At 71.0% G+C, this 23,890-nt stretch carries 23 protein-coding genes and 1 tRNA gene; 14 read left to right on the forward strand and 10 right to left on the reverse strand.

From position 1 onward, the window contains the following. Positions 1-14: 14 nt before the first annotated feature. Positions 15-3,338: a carbamoyl-phosphate synthase large subunit gene (carB, locus tag L107_RS02840; protein ID WP_159816360.1), complete on the reverse strand. Its 3,324-nt coding sequence runs from the start codon at positions 3,336-3,338 to the stop codon at positions 15-17. A 122-nt stretch (positions 3,339-3,460) separates the two neighbouring features. Between carB and L107_RS02845 the strand changes: the two genes are divergently transcribed. From L107_RS02845 to L107_RS02875, 7 genes are all read left to right on the forward strand, one after another. After that, positions 3,461-4,096, forward strand: coding sequence for a DUF3318 domain-containing protein (locus L107_RS02845; protein WP_015108460.1), 636 nt, complete (start codon positions 3,461-3,463; stop codon positions 4,094-4,096). After that, complete coding sequence (gene rsfS / locus L107_RS02850; RefSeq protein WP_015108461.1) at positions 4,089-4,475, forward strand: ribosome silencing factor; 387 nt, start codon at positions 4,089-4,091, stop codon at positions 4,473-4,475. The genes L107_RS02845 and rsfS overlap by 8 nt, the downstream gene beginning before the upstream one ends. 11 nt (positions 4,476-4,486) lie before the next feature. After that, positions 4,487-5,005, forward strand: coding sequence for a CGLD27 family protein (locus L107_RS02855; protein ID WP_159816361.1), 519 nt, complete (start codon positions 4,487-4,489; stop codon positions 5,003-5,005). A 31-nt stretch (positions 5,006-5,036) separates the two neighbouring features. Next, the gene (locus tag L107_RS02860) at positions 5,037-6,020 is read left to right on the forward strand and encodes an asparaginase (protein WP_159816362.1); all 984 of its coding nucleotides are present in this window, start codon (positions 5,037-5,039) and stop codon (positions 6,018-6,020) included. Positions 6,021-6,084: 64 nt separating this feature from the next. Then, positions 6,085-6,161 (forward strand) — tRNA-Met (locus L107_RS02865). 559 nt (positions 6,162-6,720) lie between these two features. After that, entirely contained in the window at positions 6,721-7,422 is a 702-nt protein-coding gene (locus tag L107_RS02870) for a hypothetical protein (protein WP_159816363.1), read from the forward strand. A 70-nt stretch (positions 7,423-7,492) separates the two neighbouring features. Next, positions 7,493-9,163, forward strand: a complete 1,671-nt coding sequence (locus L107_RS02875) for a GMC oxidoreductase (RefSeq protein WP_159816364.1) — start codon at positions 7,493-7,495, stop codon at positions 9,161-9,163. 233 nt (positions 9,164-9,396) lie between these two features. On the opposite strand, the gene L107_RS02880 is transcribed toward L107_RS02875, so the two are convergent. Both L107_RS02880 and L107_RS02885 read right to left on the reverse strand, forming a co-directional pair. Continuing rightward, complete coding sequence (locus tag L107_RS02880) at positions 9,397-9,630, reverse strand: DUF2811 domain-containing protein (protein WP_106222696.1); 234 nt, start codon at positions 9,628-9,630, stop codon at positions 9,397-9,399. Positions 9,631-10,026: 396 nt separating this feature from the next. Further along, positions 10,027-11,145, reverse strand: coding sequence for a sirohydrochlorin chelatase (locus L107_RS02885; RefSeq protein ID WP_159816365.1), 1,119 nt, complete (start codon positions 11,143-11,145; stop codon positions 10,027-10,029). 97 nt (positions 11,146-11,242) lie between these two features. On the opposite strand from L107_RS02885, the gene L107_RS02890 reads away from it, so the two are divergent. After that, entirely contained in the window at positions 11,243-11,893 is a 651-nt protein-coding gene (locus L107_RS02890) for a ParB-like protein (RefSeq protein WP_159816366.1), read from the forward strand. 19 nt (positions 11,894-11,912) lie between these two features. Here the strand turns inward: L107_RS02890 and L107_RS02895 are convergent, their stop codons facing one another. Then, complete coding sequence (locus tag L107_RS02895) at positions 11,913-13,220, reverse strand: Rieske 2Fe-2S domain-containing protein (protein WP_159816367.1); 1,308 nt, start codon at positions 13,218-13,220, stop codon at positions 11,913-11,915. Positions 13,221-13,347: 127 nt separating this feature from the next. Here L107_RS02895 and L107_RS02900 point away from each other — a divergent pair, with 127 nt between their 5' ends. The 3 genes from L107_RS02900 to L107_RS02910 are packed head-to-tail and all read left to right on the forward strand — an operon-like array spanning position 13,348 to position 18,826. Further along, a complete protein-coding gene (locus L107_RS02900; protein ID WP_159816368.1) occupies positions 13,348-15,432 on the forward strand; it encodes a cation:proton antiporter in 2,085 nt (694 codons plus the stop codon). Between the two features lie 53 nt (positions 15,433-15,485). Next, the gene (locus tag L107_RS02905) at positions 15,486-15,932 is read left to right on the forward strand and encodes a universal stress protein (protein WP_159816369.1); all 447 of its coding nucleotides are present in this window, start codon (positions 15,486-15,488) and stop codon (positions 15,930-15,932) included. Then, on the forward strand, positions 15,929-18,826 hold the full coding sequence (locus L107_RS02910) for a bifunctional acetate--CoA ligase family protein/GNAT family N-acetyltransferase (RefSeq protein ID WP_159816370.1): 2,898 nt from the start codon (positions 15,929-15,931) through the stop codon (positions 18,824-18,826). Before L107_RS02905 ends, L107_RS02910 begins: the two co-directional genes overlap by 4 nt. Here L107_RS02910 and L107_RS02915 read toward each other — a convergent pair. Further along, on the reverse strand, positions 18,729-18,953 hold the full coding sequence (locus tag L107_RS02915; protein ID WP_159816371.1) for a Nif11-like leader peptide family natural product precursor: 225 nt from the start codon (positions 18,951-18,953) through the stop codon (positions 18,729-18,731). The two genes, L107_RS02910 and L107_RS02915, sit on opposite strands and share 98 nt — an antisense overlap. A 227-nt stretch (positions 18,954-19,180) precedes the next feature. Here L107_RS02915 and L107_RS02920 point away from each other — a divergent pair, with 227 nt between their 5' ends. Then, positions 19,181-19,633, forward strand: a complete 453-nt coding sequence (locus tag L107_RS02920; RefSeq protein ID WP_159816372.1) for a hypothetical protein — start codon at positions 19,181-19,183, stop codon at positions 19,631-19,633. Positions 19,634-19,642: 9 nt separating this feature from the next. Here the strand turns inward: L107_RS02920 and L107_RS16870 are convergent, their stop codons facing one another. Next, positions 19,643-20,587 carry a hypothetical protein gene (locus L107_RS16870; protein ID WP_159816373.1) on the reverse strand — a complete coding sequence of 315 codons (945 nt, stop codon included), beginning with the start codon at positions 20,585-20,587 and terminating at the stop codon, positions 19,643-19,645. Further along, positions 20,584-21,051 (reverse strand): hypothetical protein, encoded by a 468-nt coding sequence (locus tag L107_RS02930; RefSeq protein ID WP_236550470.1) that lies wholly within the window; start codon positions 21,049-21,051, stop codon positions 20,584-20,586. Before L107_RS02930 ends, L107_RS16870 begins: the two co-directional genes overlap by 4 nt. Positions 21,052-21,329: 278 nt before the next feature. On the opposite strand from L107_RS02930, the gene L107_RS02935 reads away from it, so the two are divergent. Then, positions 21,330-21,704 carry a hypothetical protein gene (locus tag L107_RS02935; protein ID WP_159816375.1) on the forward strand — a complete coding sequence of 125 codons (375 nt, stop codon included), beginning with the start codon at positions 21,330-21,332 and terminating at the stop codon, positions 21,702-21,704. Positions 21,705-21,707: 3 nt separating this feature from the next. Continuing rightward, positions 21,708-22,601, forward strand: a complete 894-nt coding sequence (locus L107_RS02940; protein ID WP_159816376.1) for a transglutaminase family protein — start codon at positions 21,708-21,710, stop codon at positions 22,599-22,601. On the opposite strand, the gene L107_RS02945 is transcribed toward L107_RS02940, so the two are convergent. From L107_RS02945 to L107_RS02955, 3 genes are all read right to left on the reverse strand, one after another. Further along, positions 22,580-22,792 (reverse strand): hypothetical protein, encoded by a 213-nt coding sequence (locus L107_RS02945; RefSeq protein WP_159816377.1) that lies wholly within the window; start codon positions 22,790-22,792, stop codon positions 22,580-22,582. The genes L107_RS02940 and L107_RS02945 overlap by 22 nt on opposite strands. Before the next feature lie 207 nt (positions 22,793-22,999). After that, positions 23,000-23,338: an RNA-binding protein gene (locus tag L107_RS02950; protein ID WP_015108480.1), complete on the reverse strand. Its 339-nt coding sequence runs from the start codon at positions 23,336-23,338 to the stop codon at positions 23,000-23,002. A 222-nt stretch (positions 23,339-23,560) separates the two neighbouring features. Then, positions 23,561-23,887 (reverse strand): hypothetical protein, encoded by a 327-nt coding sequence (locus L107_RS02955; RefSeq protein WP_159816378.1) that lies wholly within the window; start codon positions 23,885-23,887, stop codon positions 23,561-23,563. Between the last annotated feature and the right edge of the window lie 3 nt (positions 23,888-23,890).

The raw sequence follows: 23,890 nt of genomic DNA on the forward strand, positions 1-23,890 counted from the left end.
GGGCGATCGGGCGCTCACCCTACCCAGGGCGGGTGGATGTCCTGCAGGGCCGCCACCTCCACCTGCTGCTGCTGCTGCAGGGCGGCGATGGCCTCCACCGCCGCCCTCGCCGCCGCCATGGTGGTGACGGTGGGCACGGCGTAGTCGAGGGCGGCCAGGCGCAGGTAGCGGTCGTCGTGGGCGGCCTGGCGACCCACCGGTGTGTTGACCACCAGCTGGACCAGGCCGGAGCGGATCGCATCCTCGATGTTGGGCCGGCCCTCGTGCACCTTGAGCACCGGCTCCACCGCCAGGCCGGCCTGGCTGAGCATCGCGGCGGTGCCGTTGGTGGCGGTGAGGGTGAATCCCGCCGCCAGCAGGGCGCGGGCCACCGGCACCAGGGCGGGCTTGTCGCGGTCGTGGGTGGAGAGGAACACGCTGCCGCTGGTGGGCAGGGGTTCACCGGCGGCGAGTTCGGCCTTGGCGTAGGCCAGGCCGAAGCTGGCGGCGATCCCCATCACCTCGCCGGTGGAGCGCATCTCCGGCCCCAGCAGGGTGTCGGCGCCGGGGAAGCGCTTGAAGGGCAGCACCGCCTCCTTCACGGTCTGCCGCGGCGGCCGCGGCTCCGCCAGCAGACCCAGCTCCGTCAGGGTGCGGCCGGCCATCAGCTGGCTGGCGATCTTGGCCAGGGGCACGCCGGTGGCCTTGGCCACGAAGGGGACGGTGCGGGACGCCCGCGGGTTGGCCTCGATGATGAACACCGTTTCGTTGCCGGCGCCGTCGTTCTGCACGGCGAACTGGAGGTTGATCAGGCCGCGCACCTCCAGCGCCAGGGCCAGCTCCGTGCTCCAGCGGCGGATCGTGGCCAGGGCCTCGGGCCCCAGGGACACCGAGGGCAGGGCGCAGGCCGAGTCGCCCGAGTGGATGCCGGCCGGCTCGATGTGCTCCATCAGGCCGCCGATCACCACCGTCCCCTCCCTGTCGCAGAGGGCGTCGACGTCCACCTCGATGGCGTTCTCCAGGTACTGGTCGATCAGCACCGGATGGTCGGGCTCCACCTGCACCGCCTCCACCATGTAGCGGTTCAGCTCCTCCTCGTCGAAGACCACCTCCATCGCCCGGCCGCCCAGCACGTAGCTGGGGCGCACCACGACGGGGTAGCCGACGGCCGCCGCCACCGCCCGGGCCTCGCCGTCGTTGCGGGCCAGGCCGTTGCGGGGCTGGCGGATCTCCAGGCGCCGCAGGATCGCCTCGAACTGCTCCCGGTCCTCGGCCCGGTCGATCGATTCGGGCGAGGTGCCCCAGAGGCGGGTGCCGGTGGCGCGGCCCTCCTCGCTCTCCAGCCAGCGCAGCAGGGGGATCGCCAGCTTCAGGGGCGTCTGGCCGCCGAACTGGACGATCACCCCCTCGGGTTTCTCCGCCTCGATGACATTGAGCACGTCCTCCAGGGTGAGGGGCTCGAAGTACAGGCGATCGCTGGTGTCGTAGTCGGTGGAGACCGTCTCCGGGTTGCTGTTCACCATCACGGTGGCGAACCCGGCCTGCCGCAGGGCGAAGGAGGCGTGGCAGCAGCAGTAGTCGAACTCGATGCCCTGGCCGATGCGGTTGGGCCCACCCCCCAGGATCATCACCTTGCGGCGGGTTTCGGGGGTCACCTCGTCCTCGGGCGCCAGCAGGGTGAGGGAGCCATCGGCTTCGAGCCGCTCCAGGGGCCGCTCGTAGGTGGCGTAGTGGTACGGCGTGGAGGAGGCGAATTCGGCGGCGCAGGTGTCGACCGTCTTGAACACGGCCCGCACCCCCAGGGCCTGGCGCCGGCGGCGCACCGTGAGTTCGTCGCTGCCGGTGGCCCAGGCGATCTGGCGGTCGGAGAAGCCGGTCTGCTTGAGCTCCAGGAGGGCTCCGGCGTCGATGGCCTCCAGGGAACGGCCCCGCAGCCGGGTGGTTTCCACCGTCAGGATGCGGCGCAGCTTGGCCAGGAACCAGGGGTCGATGGCGCTGAGCCGGTGGATCTCGTCGTCGCTGCGACCGGCCACCATGGCGGCGCGCACCGCATGGATCCGGTCCGGGGAGGGGATGCGCAGCTGCCGCTCCAGGTCCGCCGGATCCTGGGGGGGATCGGGACGGTCGCAGCCCCAGCCCGCATGGCCCGTCTCCAGGGAGCGCAGGGCCTTCTGGAAGGATTCCTCGAAGCTGCGGCCGATGGCCATGGCCTCCCCCACCGACTTCATCGAGGTGGTGAGCACGGCCGGGGAACCGCGGAACTTCTCGAAGGCGAAGCGGGGGATCTTGGTGACGACGTAGTCGATCGTCGGCTCGAAACAGGCCGGCGTGGCCCCGGTGATGTCGTTGACGATCTCGTCGAGCGTGTAGCCCACCGCCAGCCGGGCGGCGATCTTGGCGATCGGGAAGCCGGTGGCCTTGCTGGCCAGGGCCGAGCTGCGACTGACCCGGGGGTTCATCTCGATCACCACCACATCCCCGTTGGCGGGATTGATGGCGAACTGGATGTTGCTGCCGCCGGTGTCGACGCCGATCTCGCGGATGATGGCGATCGACTGGTCGCGCAGCCGCTGGTACTCCCGGTCGGTGAGGGTCTGGGCGGGGGCGACGGTGATCGAATCACCGGTGTGGACCCCCATCGGGTCGAGGTTTTCGATCGAGCAGACGATCACCACGTTGTCGGCGGTGTCGCGCATCACCTCCAGCTCGAACTCCTTCCAGCCCAGCAGCGATTGCTCGATCAGGATCTGGGAGACGGGGCTGGCCTCCAGGCCGCTCTTGCAGAAGGCCTGGAATTCCTCCGGGTTGTAGGCGATGCCGCCGCCCGATCCCCCCAGGGTGAAGGCCGGGCGGATGATGCGCGGGTAGGTGCCGATCGCATCGCCCACCCGGACCGCCTCCTCCAGGTCGTTGGCGATCCCGGACGGACAGACGGCCACGCCGATGCGGGCCATCGCCTCCTTGAACAGCAGCCGGTCCTCCGCCTTGCGGATCGCCGCCAGATCGGCACCGATCAGCTCGACCCCGTAGGTCTCCAGGGTGCCGTTCTCCGCCAGGGCGACGGCCAGGTTGAGGGCGGTCTGGCCGCCCATGGTGGGCAGCAGGGCATCGGGCCGCTCGACCTCGATCACCCGGGCCACCACCTCGGGGGTCAGGGGCTCGATGTAGGTGCGATCCGCCAGGTCCGGGTCGGTCATGATCGAGGCGGGGTTGGAATTCACCAGCACCACCTCGTAGCCCTCGGCCCGCAGGGCCTTGCAGGCCTGGGTGCCGGAATAGTCGAACTCGCAGGCCTGGCCGATCACGATCGGTCCCGACCCCAGCAGCAGGATGCGCCTCAGATCCGTGCGGCGGGGCATAGGGCGTGGTCGGGCAAACCCGCCCAGCCTCTCACGGTCGCCGTCCCGACCGGCCTGCCGGCGCCGCTTCCACCGCAGGCAATCGCTAATCTGATGAGATACCTTCGCCCGAGACGCCGCCGATGAGCGAACTCCAGCGCCTGAAGGGGTTGCTGCCCCCTGAGATGCAGAGCTGGGTGTTCGTGGAAGCGGCCGCCTCCGTCGATCCGCCCCTGATCACCATCGAGGAGATCGGCCGCGATGAGGTGGAGATCCAGGTGGATCTGGAGAAATGGGACGCCCTCGCCCTGGATCACCGCAACCTGCTCTTCTGGCACGAAGTGGGCCGCATCCAGAACGACGCCATCCCCCGGGACGGCTGGGAGATGGCCGCCCTGGCCATCGGCCTGGGCGGTGCCATCGGCGAGCTGTGGGTGCAGGACGGCCTGCTGCTGGTGATGGCCCTGGGGCTCTCAGGCTTCGCCGGCTACCGCCTCTACCTCAAGAACAACTCCGAGAAGCGACTCCAGGACGCCATCCTCGCCGACGAGCGGGCCATCGATCTGGCCTGCCGCTTCGGCTATAGCCTGCCCAACGCCTACAAGAGCCTGGGGGGCGCCCTCAAGGAGCTGGTGGAGCAGACCCGCAAGAAGCGCCGCCGCACCTTCTACGAGGACCGCCTCGAGGCCCTGCGCAAGAGCGCCGGCAAGGCCCGGGCCGAAATGGCCCAGCAGCAGGGCTCCCGCCAGTCGGTCACCAGCGAGAATGTCTATGGATAGCCGCGACCTGGCCCTGCTGGCCGCCGAAGCCTGCGACGACCGCAAGGCCGTCGACATCCGCCTGATCCGGGTCGATGAGGTGTCCTCCCTGGCCGACTGGTTCGTGATCTGCAGCGGCCTCAGCGACGTGCAGGTGCGGGCCATCGCCCGCTCCGTCGAAGACCGGCTGGAAACCGACGCCGCCCGCCTGCCCCTGCGGCGCGAGGGCCAGAGCGAGGGCCGCTGGGTGCTGCTGGATTACGGCGAACTGATCGTGCACGTGCTCACCCCCCAGGAGCGCAGTTACTACGACCTCGAGTCCTTCTGGGGCCACGGCGAGCAGGAGCGCTACGTCGGTGCCCCCCTCGAGGTGGGCGGCGCCGGCCCGGTCGGCGGCTGAGGGGCGCAGCGATGGCCGCCGGCGTTCCGAGCCTGCCCAGCCAGGACACCCCCTGCCCGGTGCCGCCGGCCCAGCGGCCGCTGCAGGAGTACGACCAGCTCAGCCGCTCCTGGTTCTTCCACTGGCCCGCCCATGGCCCGGCGGGACTGTGGCGGGCCCTGGGGCTCGCCTGGCTGCTTTCCTTCCCCCCGGCCCTGCTGGTGGCCAGCGGCAGCCTGACGCTCCGCCATGAGCCCGTCCGGCTGGTGATCGCCGCGGCCACCGCCGCCGTGCTGCTGCCCATGGTGCTGCTGCTGCGCCAGTGGCTCGGCTGGACCTACGTGCGGAAGCGACTGGTCTCGGAGCGGGTGGAGTACGAGGAATCGGGCTGGTACGACGGCCAGGTGTGGGAGAAGCCGATCACCTGGCGCCAGCAGGATCTGCTGGTGGCCCGCCACCAGGTGCAGCCGGTGCTGACCCGCCTGCGCCAGGCGGTCGCCATCGCCATCACCCTGATGCTGCTCGGGTCGGGGCTCTGCCAGGCTCTCTGAGGTCGGCCTCCGCGGATCCGCTTCCTCCCCCATGACCCTGTCCTCCAGCTTCGCCGGCCCGGGCCGCCCCGGCATCCCCCCCCTGGAGGTCCGCCTGCTGCGCAACGGCATCGTCGAGTCGCGGCACCGGGTGCACGCGGTGGTCTGCGACCAGCGGGGCCGGGTGCTGATGCGCGCCGGCGACCCCCAGCAGCTGAGCTTCGTGCGCTCCGCCCTCAAGCCCTTCCAGGCCACCGTGTTCGTGGGCAGCGGCGCCGCCGACCGGATGGGGGCCGGCGAACGGGGCCTGGCGATCGCCTGCGCCTCCCATGCCGGCACCGCCCTGCATGCCCGGGAGGCGTTCAAGCTGCTCTGGGGTGCGGAACTCGACACCGAGGACCTCCAGTGCCCCACTCCCGCCGGCGCCAGCAGTCCCCTGGAGCACAACTGCTCGGGCAAGCACGCGGCCTTCCTGGCCGCCTGCCGGCAGATGCACTGGCCGCTTGAGGGCTACCTCCAGGCCGACCATCCCCTGCAGCAGGCGGTCCTCAAGCGGGTCGGTGAGCTGCTGGGGCTGCCGGGGGCCGAACTGATCAGCGCCCGCGACGACTGCGGCGCCCCCACCCTGCAGCTGCAGCTGGCCCAGATGGCCCTGCTGTTCGCCCACCTCGGCAGCGGGGAGCAGGCCGACCTGGAGCGGCTCAGCCGGGCGATGCTCGCCCACCCGGATCTGATCGCCGGGGACGGGCAGTTCGACACCGAGCTGATGCGCCTGGCCCACGGCCAGGTGCTGAGCAAGGGGGGCGCCGAAGGCATCCAGTGCCTCAGCCGGGTGGGCGAGGGCATGGGGGTGGCCATCAAGGTGGACGACGGGGCCCGGCGGGCCAAGCAGGCGGTGGCCCTGCACCTGCTGGAGCAGCTTGAGTGGCTCACCCCCACCACCCTGGTGGAGCTGCGCCAGCGCTATCTGGCACCGGCCGACCACCTGCGCCTGGAGGTGATCGGCGAGCTGCGCTTCGACGGGGCCCGCCCCTGAGGCGGGGGCATCGACTGATACAATTCACAGGTGCGACGCGGACATCCGCCGACCACGTGTGCAACGCGGGGTAGAGCAGTCTGGTAGCTCGTCGGGCTCATAACCCGAAGGTCAGGAGTTCAAATCTCCTCCCCGCCACCAACTCCGGTGACCCCCCCAAGGGTTTCCCAGCAGCCCCCCAGTCCTTGGCTGGGGGGATTTGTTTTAGCTCTGTCGTTGTCGGCGTCCCGGGGTCTGACCTGAGGCAGGCGCCCCGGGGGATGGACGGCCTCGGCCAGCGCCCCCACCGTGCCGCTGTCCCAGACGCAGGCATTCCCCTGCTCAGGCTTTCGCTGGTCAGGCATTACGGCGGTCAGAACGTTCGGCGATCAGCACGGACGACGAGAAGGACAGACTGCTGTGAGGCTCCACGACGATCAGGCCATGCCGCCATCGGGATGGCTGGCAACAGCCACGGCTGCTAACTTGCAGGCACGGGAATGCCGGCATGCGTATCCCTTACAGATACAAGATAAAGGATGCCATTGCCCAGGTCATCCTGCGTCGACCTTGGAGAGATCGCCATCGCAAGTTGCTGCTCTGCCGACCCCGTGGCGGGCTCAATGACATCCTCTGTCAGATCCATCGGTGTCGTCTCTATTGCCTCATCCACGACAGAGACCTGTGGGTCGACACGCGACGTTCGGGGTGGCACGACTGCATGAGCCACTGGTTTCGGACCGATGGCCATTTCGATTTCGGCTGGCCTCCCCAGGCTCTCTCCGGCCGCTCCTGCCTGCCGGCCTGCCTCCAGGGTCGCCTTGACACCTACGAGGCCGCCTACAGCCGGACGATCAACAATTTCGTCGACAAAAAGACGCAGGAGCCCCTGTCCTTCGATTTCAGCTGCAGCCATCCCGAGGAGATTCTGGTCCACGACCAGTGCGGCGGCGGGCTCGACGCGATCAAGGCTCTCCGCCATCTGCGCTTTCTTCCTGAGCTGCAGGCCAAGATCCGAAGACGCCTGGGCGAACTGGGGACCTACGAGGCGATCCACATTCGGAACACGGATCTGACCACCGACTACGTGTCCTTCTTCCGGACCATCCAGGTCCTCCCATCCCACAGGGTCATCGTCTGCACCGATGACCATCGTTGTCTGGAGTATGCGCGGGACTTCTGGCAGGACCGGCTGATCGTCGTCCACGGGGTTCCGGATACCGGTGGCCGGCCCCTGCACTTCAGCAATGATCTGGATCGCCACGAGACGAACGTGCACACCCTGCTGGATCTGATGATCCTGGCGTCGGCCACGGTGCTCCACAGCTGTCGCACCCACCAGGGCAGGGAGTCCGGCTTCTCCCTGCTGGCCAGATCACTGCGGGCCAACCCGCGGGTGATCCGCCACCTGCTCAACGGCTGACACCGGTGCCCCCGGGGGGCGGAGGCTCACCGGCCGCTCCTGCATGATGCCGGGACCGGTTCGCCTGCCGATGTCCGCCGCCCCATCCACCCCTGCCGGCAGCGAGATCCCCTGGGACGCGGTGGTGGTAGGGGCGGGGGCCAATGGGTCGGTGGCCGCCATGGTGCTGGCGGAGGCGGGGCTGCGGGTGCTGGTGCTCGAGGCGGGGCCGGACCTCTCCGCCCGTCGGGCCCTGGGCAGCGAACCGCTCAACAGCCTGCGCCGTCTCGCCCACCTGAGCAGCGGCCGCCAGCGCCTGCAGCGGCACCATCCGGGCTTCTGGAAGCACAACCCCGAGCTGTTCGTCGACGAACGGCAGAACCCCTACAGCACACCACCGGACGCTCCCTTCCTCTGGACCCGGGGGCGCCAGGTGGGCGGCAAGAGCCTCACCTGGGGGGGCATCACCCTTCGCCTCTCGGAGGCGGAGTTCCAGGCGGGCCGGCGGGACGGCCATGGCCCCGCCTGGCCGATCGGCACCGCCGAGCTGGCGCCCTTCTATGACCGGCTCGAGACCCTGCTGGGGGTGCACGGCCAGCGGGACGGCCTTCCCCAGCTGCCGGACGGGCGGTACCGGCCGCCCCTGCCCTTCACGCCGGGGGAGGAACACCTGCAGACGGCGATCGGTCGCGAGCTGGGGCTGCCCCTGATCCACTCCCGCGGCTTCCGGCTGCACCGGCCCACCCCGGAGGAACCCTGGCCCCCCTCCAGCGCCCAGGGCCGCAGCCTGGCCCGGGCCCTGGCGACGGGCCGGGTGCAGCTGCGCAGCGGCGCGGTGGTGAGCCATCTGGAGATGGACCGGAGCGGGCGGCGGGCCGAGGCGGTGGTGCTGGTGGACGGGGCCAGCGGCCGGCGGGAGCGCCTCGCCGCCCCCCTGGTGGTGCTCTGCGCCTCCACGATCGAAACGGTGCGGCTGCTGCTGCACTCGAGCGACGCCGTGCGCAGCGGCGGCCTCAGCGACCCCTCCGGCAGCCTGGGCCGCTACCTGATGGACCACATCTCCACCAGCCGCTTCTTCTCGATCCCCGCGATTGCGGCCCCCCCCGAACCCGCCGAGCTCTCCGGAGCCGGCAGCTGCTTCATCCCCAACACCGTGAACCTCGACGAAGGCAGCTCGGAGGCCTTCCTGCGCGGCTACGGCATCTGGGCCGCCCTGCAGCGCTTCGATCCCCCCGCCCTGCTGCGGCGCCGTCCCGGCGAGGCGGTGGGCTTCCTGATCGGCCATGGGGAGGTGCTGCCCCGGGCGGGGAACCGGGTGAGCCTGGATGGTTCCCGCACCGACGCCTGGGACCTGCCCATCCCCCACATCGACTGCCGCTGGGGAGCGAACGAGGCGGCGATGGTGGACCACATGCAGGCGCGCATGGCGGCGGTGGTGGCCGCGGCGGGGGGCCGGATCCGGCCGATCGAGGAGCTGTTCGTGGTGCCGGTGCTGGAACCCCTGATCCGCAACAGCCTGGCGGTGCGTCCGGAGCCGCCGCCGCCGGGTTACTACATCCACGAACTGGGGGGAGCCCGCATGGCCGAGCGCCCCGAGGAGGGGGTCGTCGACCCCTGGAACCGCTGCTGGGGGGCCGCCAATGTGCTGGTCACCGATGGGGCCTGCTGGCCGAGCGCCGGCTGGCAGAGCCCCACCCTCACGGAAATGGCGATCACCTGGCGGGCCTGCGCCGCCGCCGCCGCCGGGATGCGGCGCCACTGAAGGGCGGTCCGGTCAGGGAGCCGTCACAGCAGGGCACAGCTGGTGTCGATCACCACAATCTTGGCGGCCCCCCATGCGCACAATGACGGGGCGACCTCCAAAGGGTCGGGCAAGGGAGAAAACCATCGGCGGGGGTTGGCACCCTCGCTTTTTTTTGGCCCGCTGTCGGCCTGGCCCGGACGTCCGCCCGGCCCCTTCGATGCGCATGGCCTGCCCAGGCCTCAGCCCCCGGGTCAGGGCTTCTGGAACAGGCCGTCGAGGTAGTGCTGGGAGACCACGGGCTCCTGGCAGCCGTTCTGGAACAGGAAGCCGGCCAGGGCGGAGGTGATGACGCTGTACTGGTCCCAGTGCGGATGGGCGTCGATGAACTCGCGCATGCCGGCGTAGAGCACCTCAGGCACCTCGGCTTCCAGGCTCACACTCGCCTCTTCGCCGCCGCACCCCGGGTGCTCAGGATCCATGGCCATGCTGCTGGGATTCCACTGAGTTCGCTCCAAGTACGCCACAGGGGATGGCCGGCGTCAAAAACCGGTGGTGGCGAGGCCCCGTCGGGCACAGGGGATGAGACTCGCGGCCCCGGCTGGGCTGCCGGCAAGGTGTTGCAGAACACGGGAGCTGCGGACCGCCGGCGGCGGACCCTGTCAAGGCTGTTCCAAGCCATCCATGACTTTCCCCAGCCCTGACGCCCTGAAGCGGCCGGAAGGCCGAGATCTGTGGAAAAGCGCCGCAAATCGGGGGAAAACGTGACCGCGATGGGGGAAACCCCCGAACCATCGGAACAAGTGATCAGAACTCAGTCTCTCTGGACCCAGAGAGAGATGAGACCGGCGAGGACGGCGCCCCTGGCCTGGCCGCTCCGCGGGTCAGTCGGTCGACCGCCGCAGGGTACGGGGGCCCAGCGGATGGTCGGCGTGGGGATAGACGGGGTGGTGGTGGTGATGGCCCTCCTGGCCGTGGCCATGGCCAGACCCCGTGCCCCCCAGCGGCACGGGCACGCCATCGGGCTGACAGGCCCCGGTGCATTCCCGCTCGCAGAGGGTGCAGCTCTCCACCAGCCCCTCGACGTGGTGGTGGTGGCTGTGCTGGGGCGCCCCCACCTCCCGCTCGAAGCCGAGCACCTGGGCCCGGTACTTGCAGAGCGAGCAGTTCATGGCCACATCGCCCCCCAGCACCTCGGCGACCCGCTCCCGGAAGGTGTCCAGCACCTGGGGATGGTCGCCCAGGTAGCCGGCCTGGACCAGCTCCAGCCCGGGATGGTCGGCGGCCACCCGCTCGCTGTGCTGACGGATCCGGCTCACCAGCACGCCGGAGAACAGGAAGTACGGGAAGACGACGATGCGCCGGAAGCCGAGCTTGACGGCCTGGCGCAGGCCCGGCTCCACCAGGGGAAAGGTGACCCCGGAATAGAGGGTCTCCCCCCAGCCGAAGCCGAAGCCCTCCACCAGCATCCGGGTCACCTTGGCCACGTTGGAGTTGGCGTCCGGATCGGAGGAGCCACGCCCCACCACGGCCAGCAGGGTGTCGTGCAGCGGCACGGGGCTGCGACCGGCCGCGAGGGCATCGGCGTCGGCGCTCTCGAGGGCGGCGCGGATGCGGGCGGCCGCGGCCTGGATCATCTTGAGGTCCACCCCCAGCTCCCGGCCATAGTCGATGCGCAGCCCGGTCTCGGCGGCGTAGGTGTTGAGCACCGAGGGGATGTCGTTCTTGGCGTGGCCGGCGGCGAACAGCATCGCCGGCACGGCCAGCACGTGCCGCACGCCGCGCTGGCGCAGGGCGTCCAGGCCGTCGCGCAGGATCGGCCGGGCGAACTCCAGATAGCCGTGGTCCACGGGCACCGGGGCGAGGTGGTGCTGGAGCTGATGGGCCAGGGAGGCGAATTCGGCCACCGCCAGACGGTTGCGGCTGCCGTGGCCACAGACCAGCACCCCGATCGGGCCGTGGGGTCCCTCCGGAGCGATGGCTCGGTCAGGGGCGGTGCTCATGAACATCCGTGGCTGGCCTGACCCTATTCCCGGGGCTGAACGTCGGCGGTGAGGTCCGTCGCGGAGCGGTCAGGATGGGGTTCAGCCACCGGCACCCATGAGCCTGCACCTGCCCCCCTACCGGCCCCTGCCCCCTCCGGGTCCGAAGGCGGACCTGCTCAGCGTCGCCATCGCCGATCTGCGGCCCACCCAGATGTGCGTGGGCCTGGCCGAGGTGCGCAGCCGCCAGCAGGACTTCTCCCTGGAGACGGCGGAGCAGCGCCTGCGCTACCTGCGCGGCAAACCCGTTCCCCTCGTGCGCGGAGCGGGCGACGCGCTCTGGATGGTCGACCGCCACCACCGCCTGCGGGGGCTCATCGAGCTGGATCCCGGCGCCATGGCCTACGGCTACCTGGTGCTCGATCGGCCGGCCGATCCGCCCGAGGCGGTGCTCGCCGAACTGCAGGCCCGGGGCTGGCTGTACCTCTATGACGGCCGCGGCCACGGACCGTTGGTGCCCACGGCCCTGCCGCAGCGCCTGCCCGAGCTGCAGGACGACCCCTACCGCTCCCTGGTCTGGCGGCTGAAGAAGGAGGGGATGATCGATCCTGCCCCCCTGATCCCCTTCCACGAATTCCGCTGGGGAGCCTGGCTGCGCAGCCGCCCCCTGCCCCCCTTCAGCTCGGCCAATCTGGCCCCGGCCCTGGCGGCCGCCCGATCCCTGGTGCGCTCCAGGGCCGCGTCCCACCTGGCCGGCTGGAAAGGCTGAATCGGCAGGTCCGGCCTGCTCAGTCGGGCCTGTTGCGGGGCGGTTCGCCGTCCCCGGCCAGCAGCAGCCGTTCCCAGCGATCGAAGCGCCGGGCCAGCAGCACCGCGGCCACCGCCAGCAGCAGCCCCGTGACCAGCACCGGGGGCGTCCGCCACCAGGCGATCGCCAGCAGGGCCAGCCAGGGAATGGCCTGCACCAGCGGCCGCCAGCGCCGCAGTCCCTGCAGGGCGCCGCGGCAGGAGGCGCAGTGCTGGCCGTGGCTGGTCCAGCGGTCCATCAGGGCCGCCCGATCGAGCCGGGGGGGCAGGGCCTGGCCGGGGAAGGGGTCGCCGTCGTGGTCGTTGACCCAGTCGTGCAGGGCCTTCACGTAGACATCGGCGACCGTGGCCAGAAAGAACGCCCGCTCGGCCCCGCCGCTGCGGCCCCGCTGCTCCAGCACCCGCTCCTGCCAGTGCAGGAACACCTGGTCGTCCTCCAGCACAGTGTGGTTGGCGATGTGCTGCAGCCACCGGGGCCGCAGGCCCAGCAGCAGGGGAGGCAGCCGTGACTGGAACTGGAACGGGAAGCGGGCGAACAGGCGGCACTCCCCGCGGCGGATCGGCGTCGCGTAGACCACCGTGAGGATGCGGGCGAAGCCGGGGGCCGTGAGGTCGTGCCACATCAGCCCGGGGGCGGCGAAGGTGGTGTGCTGGCTGCCGAGCTTGCCCTTGCGGGGGCCTTCCTCCCACAGGGCCGTGAACCCTTCCGGACCGGAGCCGGTGATCGTCGCCACCACCGGGGCGGCATTCTCCCGCTTGCCCACCGTGCGGTGGTGGGTGAAGGGGACGTGGCTCACATCGAGCACGTTCTCCAGCAGGGTGAGGGCATCCATCGGCAGGTCCCGGAAGGTGTCCTGCACGAACCAGCCCGGCTCCTCCAGCACGGGCACCAGGGGCAGGGGCACCGCCGCAGCCTCGGCCGCCTCACCGGCGAAGACGAACAGCAGGCCCTGGGCCTCGGCGGCGGCGTAGGCCCGGCAGCGGGAGCGCACGGCGCTGGGGCTCGCCCCCGGCTCGGCCTGGGGAATGGCGGTGCAGTGGCCGTCACCGGCGAAACTCCAGCCGTGGTAGGGGCATTCCAGCTCGCCACCGGCGTTGATGCGCCCCTGGCTCAGGGGCACCAGCCGGTGCGGGCAGACATCGGCGAAGGCGCGCCAGAGCTGGCCGGCCCGGTCCCACCAGAGGACCAGGTCCTCGCCCAGGAGGGTGAAGGCGGTGGGCCTGGCGGGATCGAGATCCCGCAGGTAGGCGACCGGATACCAGTGCTGGCGCCAGGCGGACTGCGTCATGGTGCCGATTCTGGTGGGGGGCGCGGACAGGTGCGGGCCCGTTACGAGACGAGGCGCGGAGGGGACCGCCGCTGGCGGCGCTCCTAGGAAGGCCTGGAGGACCACCCTGCCGTCCCTCCCGATCCCCGTGGGCACCTTCCTGGCTGGCAATCCCCTGGCGATCTTCGCCCTGCTGCTGGTGCTGAGCGTGGTGGTGCCCCCCCTGGTGCGGCCGCTGCGGCTGCCCGATCTGGTGGGGCTGCTGGCGGCGGGGGTGGCGATCGGTCCCCACGGCCTGGGCTGGCTCGTGTCGACCAGCGAGACCGTGCGGCTGCTCTCGGATGTGGGGGTGATCTACCTGCTGTTCATCGCCGGTCTGGAGATCGACCTGGGGGAGTTCCAGCGCATCCGGGCCCGTTCCTTCCGCTTCGGACTGCTCACCTTCACCCTGCCGATGCTGGCCGGCACGGTGCTGGGGTTCTTCTACGGCTACCCGGCCGTGAGCGCCGTGCTGATCGGCTCGATCCTGGCCTCCCACACCCCCCTGGGGTACCCGATCGTGCGCAGCTTCGGCGCCATGCGGGAGGAGTGCGTCACGGTGGCGATCGGCGGCACGATCTTCACCGACATCGCCGCCCTGGTGGTGCTGGCCCTGTGCGTCAGCCTGGGGCAGGGCCAGCTGAGCACCGAAGGGGTGGTGGGGCTGCTGCTCAAGGTGGCCGTCTATGCCGCCGCCGTGCTGCTGCTGATCCGCTGGCTGGGCCGGGGGCTGATCCGCCGCAGCGTCGATGGCGACAGCCGCCTGTTCGTGGCGGTGCTGCTGGCCCTGTTCCTGGCGGCGGTGGGCGCGGAACTGGCCGGTGTGGAGAAGATCGTCGGTGCCTTCCTCGCCGGCCTGGCCGTGAACGGCGTACTGCCGGACGGCCGCGTCAAGGAGCAGGTGGTGGTGGTGGGGGCAAGCCTGTTCATCCCCCTGTTCTTCATCGATCTGGGCCTGTTGCTCGATGTGCCGGTGTTCCTGAGCACCATGACGGGCTCGGCCTTCGCCGTCGCCCTGATCCTGTCCCTGATCGCCAGCAAGGGGCTGGCCTCCTGGTGGTCGGGTCTGCTGTACCGCTACGACGGGCCCCAGATGCTCACCCTGTGGTCGCTGTCGATCCCCCAGGTGGCGGCCACCCTGGCCGCCACCTACGTGGGGTTCCGCCAGGGCCTGCTGGATGAGCGGATGCTCAACAGTGTGCTGGCCCTGATGGTGGTGACGGCGACCCTGGGGCCGATCCTGACCACGGTGGCGATGACCCGGATGGCCAGCCGCCGCTCCCGGGAGCTCAGCCTGCAGGAGAGCGGCCAGCTGGCCCTGGTGCGACGGGCCCTGCGGGTGCTGGTGCCCGTCAGCGACGCCCGCAGCGAGGGGTTCCTGCTGGCCCTGGCCGGCCGTCTGATCGACGGCGAGGCGGGCCGCCAGGGCCTGGTGCTGCCCCTGGCGGTGGTGTCCCCCCGCCAGGCCGGGGCGGGCCGCGGCCCCCATCCCCCCGTGGTGCACCGGGCCCTGGCGGAGGGGCGGCAGCGGCTGGAGCGGGCCGATGCCCGCACGGCGGCGGCGGGGGTGCCCAGCCGCTCCCTGCTGCGGGTCGACAACGACATCCCGGGAGGCATCGCCCGGGCGGCTCTGGAGCAGGGCGCCGATCTGGTGCTGGTCGGAGTGGCGAGGGGCCCCGGCCTGGGACGCTGGCTGTTCGGCGATCTGGTGGCCGCGATCTGCCGCCAGGCCCACTGCCCGGTGGTGATGGCCCGGCTGGGGGAGGATCCGGCCGGATTCCGGCGGCTGCTCGTGCCGGTGAAGGACCTCTCCGCCGGGGCCCTGGAGCAGTTCCAGCTGGCGGAGCGGCTGCTGAGCGCCCGCCCGCCCGGGGAGGGGGCCGCCATCACCCTGCTGCACGTGCACGAGCCCTGGCTGCCCCAGGCGGAGCGGGAGCGGCTGAACCGCCAGCTCCAGGCCTGGATTCCTTCACCCCCCGGGACCGGTGGGACCGTCCCGGTGGCGGTGGAGCTCCTGGCCGACCCGAACGTGGCCGAGGCGATCGAGCGCAGCAGCGAGAGCCACGATCTGGTGATCCTGCGCTCCCTGCGGCGCCTGGTGGAGGGCCTGCCGATTCCCGCCAGCGACCAGGCCACCGGGCTGCTGCGACGGCTGGCCTGCTCGGTTCTGGTGATCAGCGATCCACTCCACTGACCCCTGCACTGATCAGGGGCCGTGAGTAGACAGAGGGGAGACCCCCAGCTCCCATGCCCTACCGCCACCTCCTGGTTCCCAGCGACGGCTCCGAGCTCTCGATGCAGGCCGTGCACCATGCCGTGGCCCTGGCCGCGGCCCTGGGGGCCCGCATCACCTTCTTCCATGCCCAGGCCAGCGTGCCGGTGCAGGTGGTGGGGCTCGGCGAGATGCTCGATGCCACCACGATGGAGGCCCTGATGAGTGCCAGCCGCAAGGACGTGGAGCGGATCCTGGAGGAGTCCCTGGCGGTGGCGACGCAGGCCGGCGTCAGCGCCACCGGCGAGAAGGTGATGAGCGACCTGCCCCACCAGGCCATCGTCGAGGCCGCCACCCGGCTGGGGTGCGATCTGATCCTGATGGCCTCCCACGGCCGCCGCGGCCTGGTGGGGATGCTGATCGGCAGCGAGACCCAGCGGGTGCTGGTCCAGTCCCCCTGTCCGGTCCTGGTGTACCGATGAGTGCACTCGCCTCCGCGGGGGGCGACGGCGCCTCTGACCGGGCCTACGACATCCTGCGCTCCCAGCACCAGCCGCTGGCGGCGCTGTTCTCCCCCCGCAGCGTGGCGGTGATCGGGGCCTCCGACCGGCCGGGCAGCGTCGGCCGGGGCGTGCTCTGGAACCTGATCAGCCATCCCTTCGGCGGCACCGTCTACCCCGTCAATCCGAAGCGGGCCAGCGTGCTGGGGATCCGGGCCTACGCCACGGTGGCGGAGGTGCCCGAGCCGGTGGATCTGGCGGTGATCGCCACCCCGGCCGCCACGGTGCCGGCCCTGATCGAGGCCTGCGCGGCGGCGGGGGTGAAGGGCGTGATCGTGCTCTCGGCGGGCTTCCGGGAGATCGGCGCCGAGGGCATCGCCCTGGAGGCCCGCATCCGCGATGGCCTGCGCCGCAGCGGCATGCGGCTGGTGGGCCCCAACTGCCTGGGGCTGATGAATCCCCGCACCGGCCTCAACGCCACCTTCGCCGGCACCGTCGCCCGCCCCGGCCATGTGGGCTTCCTGAGCCAGTCGGGGGCGATCTGCACCGCGGTCCTCGACTGGAGCCTGCAGGAGAACGTGGGCTTCAGCGCCTTCGTCTCGATGGGCTCGATGCTCGATGTCGACTGGGGGGATCTGATCACCTACCTGGGCGACGACCCGGACACCCACAGCATCGTCATCTACATGGAGTCGATCGGGGATCCCCGCTCGTTCCTCTCGGCGGCGCGGGAGGTGGCCCTCACCAAGCCGATCGTGGTGATCAAGGCCGGGCGCACGGCGGAGGCGGCCCAGGCGGCGGCCTCCCACACCGGCGCGCTCACCGGCAGCGACGCCGTGCTCGATGCCGCCTTCCGGCGCTGCGGCGTGCTGCGGGTGGACAGCATCGCCGACCTCTTCGACCTGGCCGAGGTGCTCTCCAAGCAGCGCCGCCGTCCCCTGGGGCCGCGGCTGACGATCCTCACCAACGCAGGCGGGCCGGGCGTGATCGCCACCGACGCCCTGGTGCGCCACGGCGGCACCCTGGCCAGGCTGCCGGAGGCGACCCTGACGGCCCTCGATGCCGTGCTGCCGCAGCACTGGAGCCGGGCCAACCCGATCGACATCCTCGGGGACGCCGATCCGGAGCGCTACGGGCGGGCCATCCGTCTGGCCCTGGAGAACCCCAACAGCGACGGGCTGCTGGTGGTGCTCACCCCCCAGGCCATGACCGACCCGACCGCCACGGCCGAACGGCTGGTGGCCCTGGCGGCCACCACCACCAAGCCCCTGCTGGCCAGCTGGATGGGGGGCCGGGACGTGGAGCCGGGGGAACGCCTGCTCAATGCCGCCGGCATCGCCACCTACCGCTACCCGGACGCGGCCGTGCGGCTGTTCGATGCCATGTGGCGCTACAGCGACAACCTGCGCGCCCTCTACGAGACGCCGGCCCTGGTGCCGGCAATGGAGCCGGCTGCCACCACGGACGCCGCGGTGGCGGCCGGTGCCGACGAGCCCCACGTCGACCGCCGGCGGGTGGAGGAGCTGCTGGCCGCAGTGCAGGCCGAAGGGCGGACCCTGCTCAACGAATGGGAAGCCAAGCAGGTGCTGGCGGCCTACGGCATTCCCACGGTCCCCACCCACATGGCCCTCAGCGCCGAGGCGGCCAGCGCCGCCGCCGAGGCCATGGGCTACCCGGTGGTGGTGAAGCTGCTCTCCGCCGAGCTCACCCACAAGAGCGACGTCGGCGGAGTGCAGCTGAACCTGCCCGACGGGGAGGCGGTCGCCCGGGCCTACCGGACCATGGAGAGCGCGATCGTCGGCCGGCACGGGGCGAGCGCCTTCGGCGGGGTGACCGTCCAGCCGATGCTGGACCTGACCGGGACCTACGAACTGATCGTCGGCAGCAGCATCGATCCCCAGTTCGGACCGGTGATCCTGTTCGGCACCGGCGGCCTGCTGGTGGAGGTGTTCCAGGACAGTGCCGTGGCCCTGCCGCCGCTGAACACCACCCTGGCCCGGCGGCTGATGGAGCGCACCCGGATCTATGGGGCGCTGCAGGGGGTGCGCGGACGACCGCCGGTGGATCTGGCGGCGCTCGAACGGCTGCTGGTGCGCCTGAGCCGGCTGGTGCTGGAGCACCCCTCCATCCTCGAACTCGACATCAATCCGCTGCGGGTGGCGCCGGGGGGCGGGGACGGCGCCCTGGTGGCCCTCGACGCCCGCGTGCTGCTGCAGGCCTCCTCCGGAGCCAGCTGCTTCACCCCCCGGCCGGCGATCCGGCCCTACCCCAGCGCCTACGTCCGCGACTGGCGCCTGCCCGGCGGCTCAGCGGTGACCCTGCGGCCGATCCGGCCGGAGGACGAACCCCTGGTGGTGGCGTTCCATCGCACCCTCTCGGAGCAGAGCGTCTACTTCCGCTACTTCCATCTGATGACCCTGGGCCATCGGATCGCCCACGAGCGGCTCACCCGCATCTGCTTCACCGATTACGATCGGGAAATGGCCCTGGTGGCGGAGCGGGCGGGGGAGCACGGGGCGGCGGCCGAGCTGCTGGGGGTGGGCCGGCTCAGCCGGATCCACGACGAGAACGCGGCCGAGTTCGCCATGCTGATCGCCGATCCGTGGCAGCGGCAGGGGCTGGGCACCGCCCTGCTGGGTCTGCTGCTGGAGATCGGCCGCCAGGAGGGACTGGAGCGGATCAGCGCCGAAATCCTGCACGAGAACCGGGGCATGCAGCACGTCTGCCGGAAGCTGGGCTTCCAGCTCCGGCCCACGGCCGAGTGCGTGCACGCCGAGATCAGCCTCCTGGAGCCGGCCGCTGCCCTGCCGGAACGGGCCGGGGCTCCCTCCCCAGCCGGTGCAGCTGCCAGGCCCGCTGCAGATCCACCCGCGTGACGTGGTAACCCAGCCGGCGGGCGGCCAGGATCAGCTCCGGGCCGGAGCGGCAATGGCGCAACCCGCGGCGGATGACCTCATCCGTCTCGGCCTCATCGACGAAGCGTTCCAGTTCACTCCAGCTCATCGGGTTCTCCCACCCTCCCGGTCACGCTGGCAACGGCGTGGCGATCCGGCCAGGGGTCGTACAGCAAGCGATGCACTGGACACCGCCAGCAGGGGCAGAGGCCCTGGCTGGGGCCGGAGTCGCATCCTGTCCGATATCGGCCGCCAGCCGTTCATGGATCGGTCACATCGCTTCGCTTGATTGATGTCAGCCCCACCTCAGGGGTCGCTCCTCACAACGCGAACACCATGAACACCGTCCTTCGCCAGGCATCCCGCCGCGTCGCGGGCCTGCTGGGCACCACCGGCGTCCTGGCCCTCCTCGCCGCTCCCCTGGAGGCCTGGGCCGGTCCCTGGGGCCCGTCCGGCGCCACCCGTCAGGTCGACAGCCGCCGCGTTCCCTACCCCGTGCCGACCCTGCCCAGCCCCTCCTCCTACGGCGACGGCTACGGCGGCGGCTACCGGGCCGACTATGACGTCGACCGCTACCGGGCCAACCTGCCGGTGGCCCCCGACTACATCCAGGCCCAGACGGCCCAGCGCTGCAACGTGGGCCGGCTGGTGGGCGGCATCATCGGCGGTGGCCTGGGCTACGCCGCCTCCCGCCAGGACGGCCGCACCTGGGCCGTGCCGCTCGGGGCCCTGCTGGGCCAGCAGATGGGCTGCAGCATCGGCGCCCAGCGGGCCCCCCTGCCCTGGTGAGCCCCCGGCTCAGGAAGCGGTCCCGAAGGCCACCTGACAGGCGGCATTGAGGAGTTCCGCTTCCTGGGCATTGCCCGGCACCTGGCCGTTCAGCAGCCCCGACTGACAGTCGGCCGACAGCTGGTAGACGCTGCCGTTGGCGCTGACATCAAAGGCCACCGTGCTGGTGCCGGTCGGCTGGACCGTGCCGAACAGCAGCTGGTACTGGGTGTTGGGCACCACGATCACGGTCTGGTTGCTGGCCACCGCCGCATCCACCGCGCTGTTGATGATCGCGGCCGTCGCCAGGGCACCCACCCCCCAGGCGACGGCGCTGGCCCCCCACCAGCCCCAGGACGGGGTGGCCCAGCCGCCGTACCAGCCGTGGTTCCAGGGCCGGGCCACGCCCCAGCCCGGACGGGCCCAGCCGGGCCGCACGCCGATGGCGTTGACGTTGACGGCGCGGTTCCAGTTGCGGTTGACGTTGACGCTGCGGTTGATGTTGCGGTTGACGTTGACGTTGCGGTTCAGGTTGGGGTTGACATTGCGGTTGAGGGTTCCGGTTCCGGTGGGCCTGTTGAGGCCCGGGTTGCCGACCACGCCGCCGGGGCGGGCCGCAGGACGATTCAACGAGGGGCCGCCCAGGCCACCGCCGGCGACGCCGCTGCTCCAGCCTCCGGCGGGCCGGGTGACGCCCCGGTTCAGTCCGCCGGCCCCGCCGGATCCCTGGAAGCCGCTGCGGCCCAGGGATCCGCCACCACCGGCCCGACCGAGGCCACCGCCGCCGCCACCCCCAACCCTGGCGCCGCCACCGCCGCCCATCCGGGCGCCACCACCGCCGCGGGCGCCACCGCCGCCGCCGCGGGCGATCAACTCACCGCCGTGGGGGGAGGACAGCTCCCGGGCCAGGCCAGCCCCGACCGGGGAGGCGATCACTCCGGCCATCAACAGGGCGAGTCCGCTGAGGTTCTTCATTTCAGCAACAGGGCGCAGGCGTCGTCGTAGCAGCTGGCGTCCACCCGGCCGTCGGAGCCGAAATGCACCATCACCAGATCACGGCCCTGGAGGCGGGTGTTGGCGCGATCCTGCCGGACGCTGTTGAGGTAGTTGGGGTTGACCACGCAGAGGTCCTGGCCGTTGAAGCAGACCGTGTTGGTGGAGAAACGGGCCGAGGCCCCCCGCAGGGGCCGCCAGCTGCGGGCGTCATGGGCCCAGATCGCCATGGTCACCGGCTCCGAGGTGATGCGGACGGTTTCGACGCCGGTGCCGATGCGATGGCGGTAGAGGGTGGCGCCGCCGCTGTCCACCGCCTCCACGGTGCAGGGCACAGGGGCCGCGCCCTTCAGCGCGCACTGGGTCGCCAGCCTGTAGAGCACCGTGGCGGCGGGATCCTGCTGGGCCAGGCTCGCCGGCGCCGCAGCCAGCAGCCCTGCGGCCATCAGGCCGGCCGCAGGGTTGACCCCCGCGGGGATCGGGCACCGGGCTCGGCGGCCTGTGGGGTGGGCGCTGGGGCGAAGGCGGTTCCGGCGGAGAGGCATGGGACGGGCGGGCAGCGGCAGGCGCCGATGGCTGGGTAGCGATGAACACATCGTGGCCATGGGGGGTCGGGACTGGCAACCATCGATACCTGGCGGAGGCCGGATCGATGCCCGATCGATGGTCGCTGCTCGCCAGGCCCGACCTCGCTAGCGTTGAAGCAGCCACAGACAACCCATCGATGGCCGTTCTCAACCGCTGCGCGATCGCGGTGGCCCCCCGGCAGCCGATGGTGGACTGGACCCGGCCCTTCTGGACCCGGGAGGACATGGAAGGGCTGGGGGAGGACCACAGCCTCTACCTGATCCCCACCTACGACAGCGAGCTGGAGGCCCAGGACCGCCTGCTCGACAGCTACGGGGACATCTTCGCCGCCGAGCTCGACCTCTGGTGCCGCGACCGCAGCCGCTGGCCCCACCCCCGCAGCCTGGAACTGTTCGAGGCCTGGTTTTCGGTCCGCTTCTTCCCCCTCGTCGAGGACCTGGACACCGAGCCGCTGCACGCCTACGTCATCGATGACGACCTCCAGGACGTCCTGCGCGAGGCCATGGGCTGAGCGATGTTCTTCCGCATCCACCACCGTCTCAGCTACACCTACGAGCGGCCCGTCTTTCTGGAGCCGATGGCCCTGCGGCTCACCCCCCGGCAGGACGGCAGCCAGAGGATCCTGGAGCACCACCTGCGGCTGGAGGAGGCTCCAGCGGGCCTGAGCCGGGTGCTGGAGCCCGATGGCACCGACGCGATGGTGGCCTGGTTCCAGCAGGAGCGCGACCAGCTCACGATCACGGTGGACATGCTGGTGGAGACCCTGCGCAGCAACCCCTTCGACTGGATCGTGACCCACCGTGGGGCCCAGCAGCTGCCGGTGACCTACCCGGAGGCGGAGGCCTGCTCCCTGGCGGGCTGCCTGCAGGATCGGACCGACTCCAGCGTGCGCGACTGGGCCCAGGCCATCGCCGACGGTGTCGACCGGTCGGCCACCGCCTTCCTCAGCGCCCTCGCCGATGGGATCCACCACGGGTTTCACCATGTCGGCCGGCTGGAAGGGGAACCCACCGATGCGGCCGAGACCCTGCGCACACGCACCGGAGCCTGCCGGGACACCGCCATGCTCTTCGTGGCGGCCTGCCGCAGCCAGGGACTGGCGGCCCGGTTCGTCAGCGGCTATTCCATGCACCATCCCCCCGAGGTGAGCGAGCACGAACTGCACGCCTGGGCGGAGGTCTACCTGCCCGGAGGCGGGTGGAGGGGCTTCGACCCCAGCCTGGGTCTGGCGGTGGCCGACGGCCACGTGATCCTGGCTGCCGCGCCCGATCATCACCTGGCGGCGCCGGTCAGCGGTCGCTACCGCGGCACCGGTGTGGGCTCCAGCCTGGCCTACCTGATCCGTCTGCAGGCCGCCGAGGAGCTCGGGGCGCTGGGGGTTCCGCCTCAGCCGATGATCCCGAGCTGAAGCCAGCAGCCGGCAGGCGCCAGCTTCTCGACCACCACCGGCGCCTGGTGGGTGAGCACCAGGTTCTGGGCGTACCGCTCGGCCTCGTCGCGGTGGTCGAAGGTGGGGCCGGTCACCTCGCTGGGCACGGTGGTCTCGTTCTGGTCAGCGGGTCGGACCCGGTAACGGCCGCGAGGGCTTGCATCACTCATGGGCCCAATCTGCTCCCCGACCACCCCAAGCGGCCCCAGCAGCAGAGTGTCTTTCGATCCGTGCCGGACTCCCCACACGGGGCGGCGGCGGCGGGCGGGGGAACGAACGGGCCAGGAACCACCCCGGAAAACAGAAAACCGCCCCCGGAGAACCGGGAGCGGTGCAAGGAATGGCCCCCCGCAAGGGGCCGATCAGCCGGGGATGACTCAGTAGCGGCTGCGGCCACCGCCGCCGCCATAGCCGCCGCCACCACCGCCGTAACCGCCGCCACCACCGGAGCGACCACCGCCACCGCCGCCGCCGGTGCGAGGCTCGGCCTTGTTCACCCGGATGCTGCGGCCCATCCACTCGACATCCTGGAGATCATCGATGGCCTTGGTCTCGTCGGCGTCGTTGGTCATCTCGACGAACGCGAAACCGCGCTTGCGACCCGTGTCGCGATCAAGGGGCAGGGTGCACTGGCGAAGTTCGCCGTACTGTGCGAAAAGATTCTTCACGTCTTCCACTTCGGCGTCGAAGGAAAGATTTCCGATGTAAATGGTCATGAACCTGAAAAAAAACTATGAACCGATCCTTCGACAGCCCTTTTCGAAAGTGATGAGCTTGCTGGAGAGAAATCTTGGAATCTTCCTTACCCTACAGCCCCCGCGGCCCCCGACCCCGGGGGGCCCGGTTCGGGAGAACCACCTGGAAAGGCTTGCACCGGCACCAGGGCGACGGTGACTGGCCTCCCGCCCGTGGGGTGCAGCAGATCTGCAGCGCTCCCCTCACATGCGGGACATCGCCGCGATCTTGTTGAGCTTGTCCCGCTCGAGTCCTTCCAGTTCCTCGACCTGCAGCAGGCCATCCTTCACCAGGCTGGCAAAGACGAACAGCAGGCCAGGGAGGCGGAAATCAAAACGTCCTTCGATCTCATGGCGCTGAATACTGAGGAAGTCATGCAGTTTCCAGCAGTCCTCCACGGAATCCATGCGGTCGGCATGGGCCTGGACGGCCCGGATGATGCCGATGGCGGCTCTGGAGTGGGCCTTGTCGAAGGCGCGGCGTGCCACCTGCTGCTCCTGATCCGTCCACTCCAGCACCGCACTCACCATGGG

It is taken from the genome of Cyanobium sp. Copco_Reservoir_LC18, assembly GCF_009834675.1.
Lineage (GTDB): Bacteria > Cyanobacteriota > Cyanobacteriia > PCC-6307 > Cyanobiaceae > Cyanobium > Cyanobium minutissimum.

Coding starts and splice junctions, on each gene's coding strand:
- L107_RS02930 (WP_236550470.1), bottom strand. CDS start 21,051: ATGGCCGCAGGGCTGCTGGCTGCGGCGCCGGCGAGCCTGGCCCAGCAG.
- L107_RS02920 (WP_159816372.1), top strand. CDS start 19,181: ATGAACACCGTCCTTCGCCAGGCATCCCGCCGCGTCGCGGGCCTGCTG.
- L107_RS02860 (WP_159816362.1), top strand. CDS start 5,037: ATGACCCTGTCCTCCAGCTTCGCCGGCCCGGGCCGCCCCGGCATCCCC.
- L107_RS02905 (WP_159816369.1), top strand. CDS start 15,486: ATGCCCTACCGCCACCTCCTGGTTCCCAGCGACGGCTCCGAGCTCTCG.
- L107_RS02935 (WP_159816375.1), top strand. CDS start 21,330: ATGGCCGTTCTCAACCGCTGCGCGATCGCGGTGGCCCCCCGGCAGCCG.
- L107_RS02880 (WP_106222696.1), bottom strand. CDS start 9,630: ATGGCCATGGATCCTGAGCACCCGGGGTGCGGCGGCGAAGAGGCGAGT.
- L107_RS02940 (WP_159816376.1), top strand. CDS start 21,708: ATGTTCTTCCGCATCCACCACCGTCTCAGCTACACCTACGAGCGGCCC.
- carB (WP_159816360.1), bottom strand. CDS start 3,338: ATGCCCCGCCGCACGGATCTGAGGCGCATCCTGCTGCTGGGGTCGGGA.
- L107_RS02945 (WP_159816377.1), bottom strand. CDS start 22,792: ATGAGTGATGCAAGCCCTCGCGGCCGTTACCGGGTCCGACCCGCTGAC.
- L107_RS02895 (WP_159816367.1), bottom strand. CDS start 13,220: ATGACGCAGTCCGCCTGGCGCCAGCACTGGTATCCGGTCGCCTACCTG.
- L107_RS02910 (WP_159816370.1), top strand. CDS start 15,929: ATGAGTGCACTCGCCTCCGCGGGGGGCGACGGCGCCTCTGACCGGGCC.
- rsfS (WP_015108461.1), top strand. CDS start 4,089: ATGGATAGCCGCGACCTGGCCCTGCTGGCCGCCGAAGCCTGCGACGAC.
- L107_RS02885 (WP_159816365.1), bottom strand. CDS start 11,145: ATGAGCACCGCCCCTGACCGAGCCATCGCTCCGGAGGGACCCCACGGC.
- L107_RS02845 (WP_015108460.1), top strand. CDS start 3,461: ATGAGCGAACTCCAGCGCCTGAAGGGGTTGCTGCCCCCTGAGATGCAG.
- L107_RS02855 (WP_159816361.1), top strand. CDS start 4,487: ATGGCCGCCGGCGTTCCGAGCCTGCCCAGCCAGGACACCCCCTGCCCG.
- L107_RS02875 (WP_159816364.1), top strand. CDS start 7,493: ATGTCCGCCGCCCCATCCACCCCTGCCGGCAGCGAGATCCCCTGGGAC.
- L107_RS02915 (WP_159816371.1), bottom strand. CDS start 18,953: ATGAGCTGGAGTGAACTGGAACGCTTCGTCGATGAGGCCGAGACGGAT.
- L107_RS02950 (WP_015108480.1), bottom strand. CDS start 23,338: ATGACCATTTACATCGGAAATCTTTCCTTCGACGCCGAAGTGGAAGAC.
- L107_RS02870 (WP_159816363.1), top strand. CDS start 6,721: ATGAGCCACTGGTTTCGGACCGATGGCCATTTCGATTTCGGCTGGCCT.
- L107_RS16870 (WP_159816373.1), bottom strand. CDS start 20,587: ATGAAGAACCTCAGCGGACTCGCCCTGTTGATGGCCGGAGTGATCGCC.
- L107_RS02890 (WP_159816366.1), top strand. CDS start 11,243: ATGAGCCTGCACCTGCCCCCCTACCGGCCCCTGCCCCCTCCGGGTCCG.
- L107_RS02955 (WP_159816378.1), bottom strand. CDS start 23,887: ATGGTGAGTGCGGTGCTGGAGTGGACGGATCAGGAGCAGCAGGTGGCA.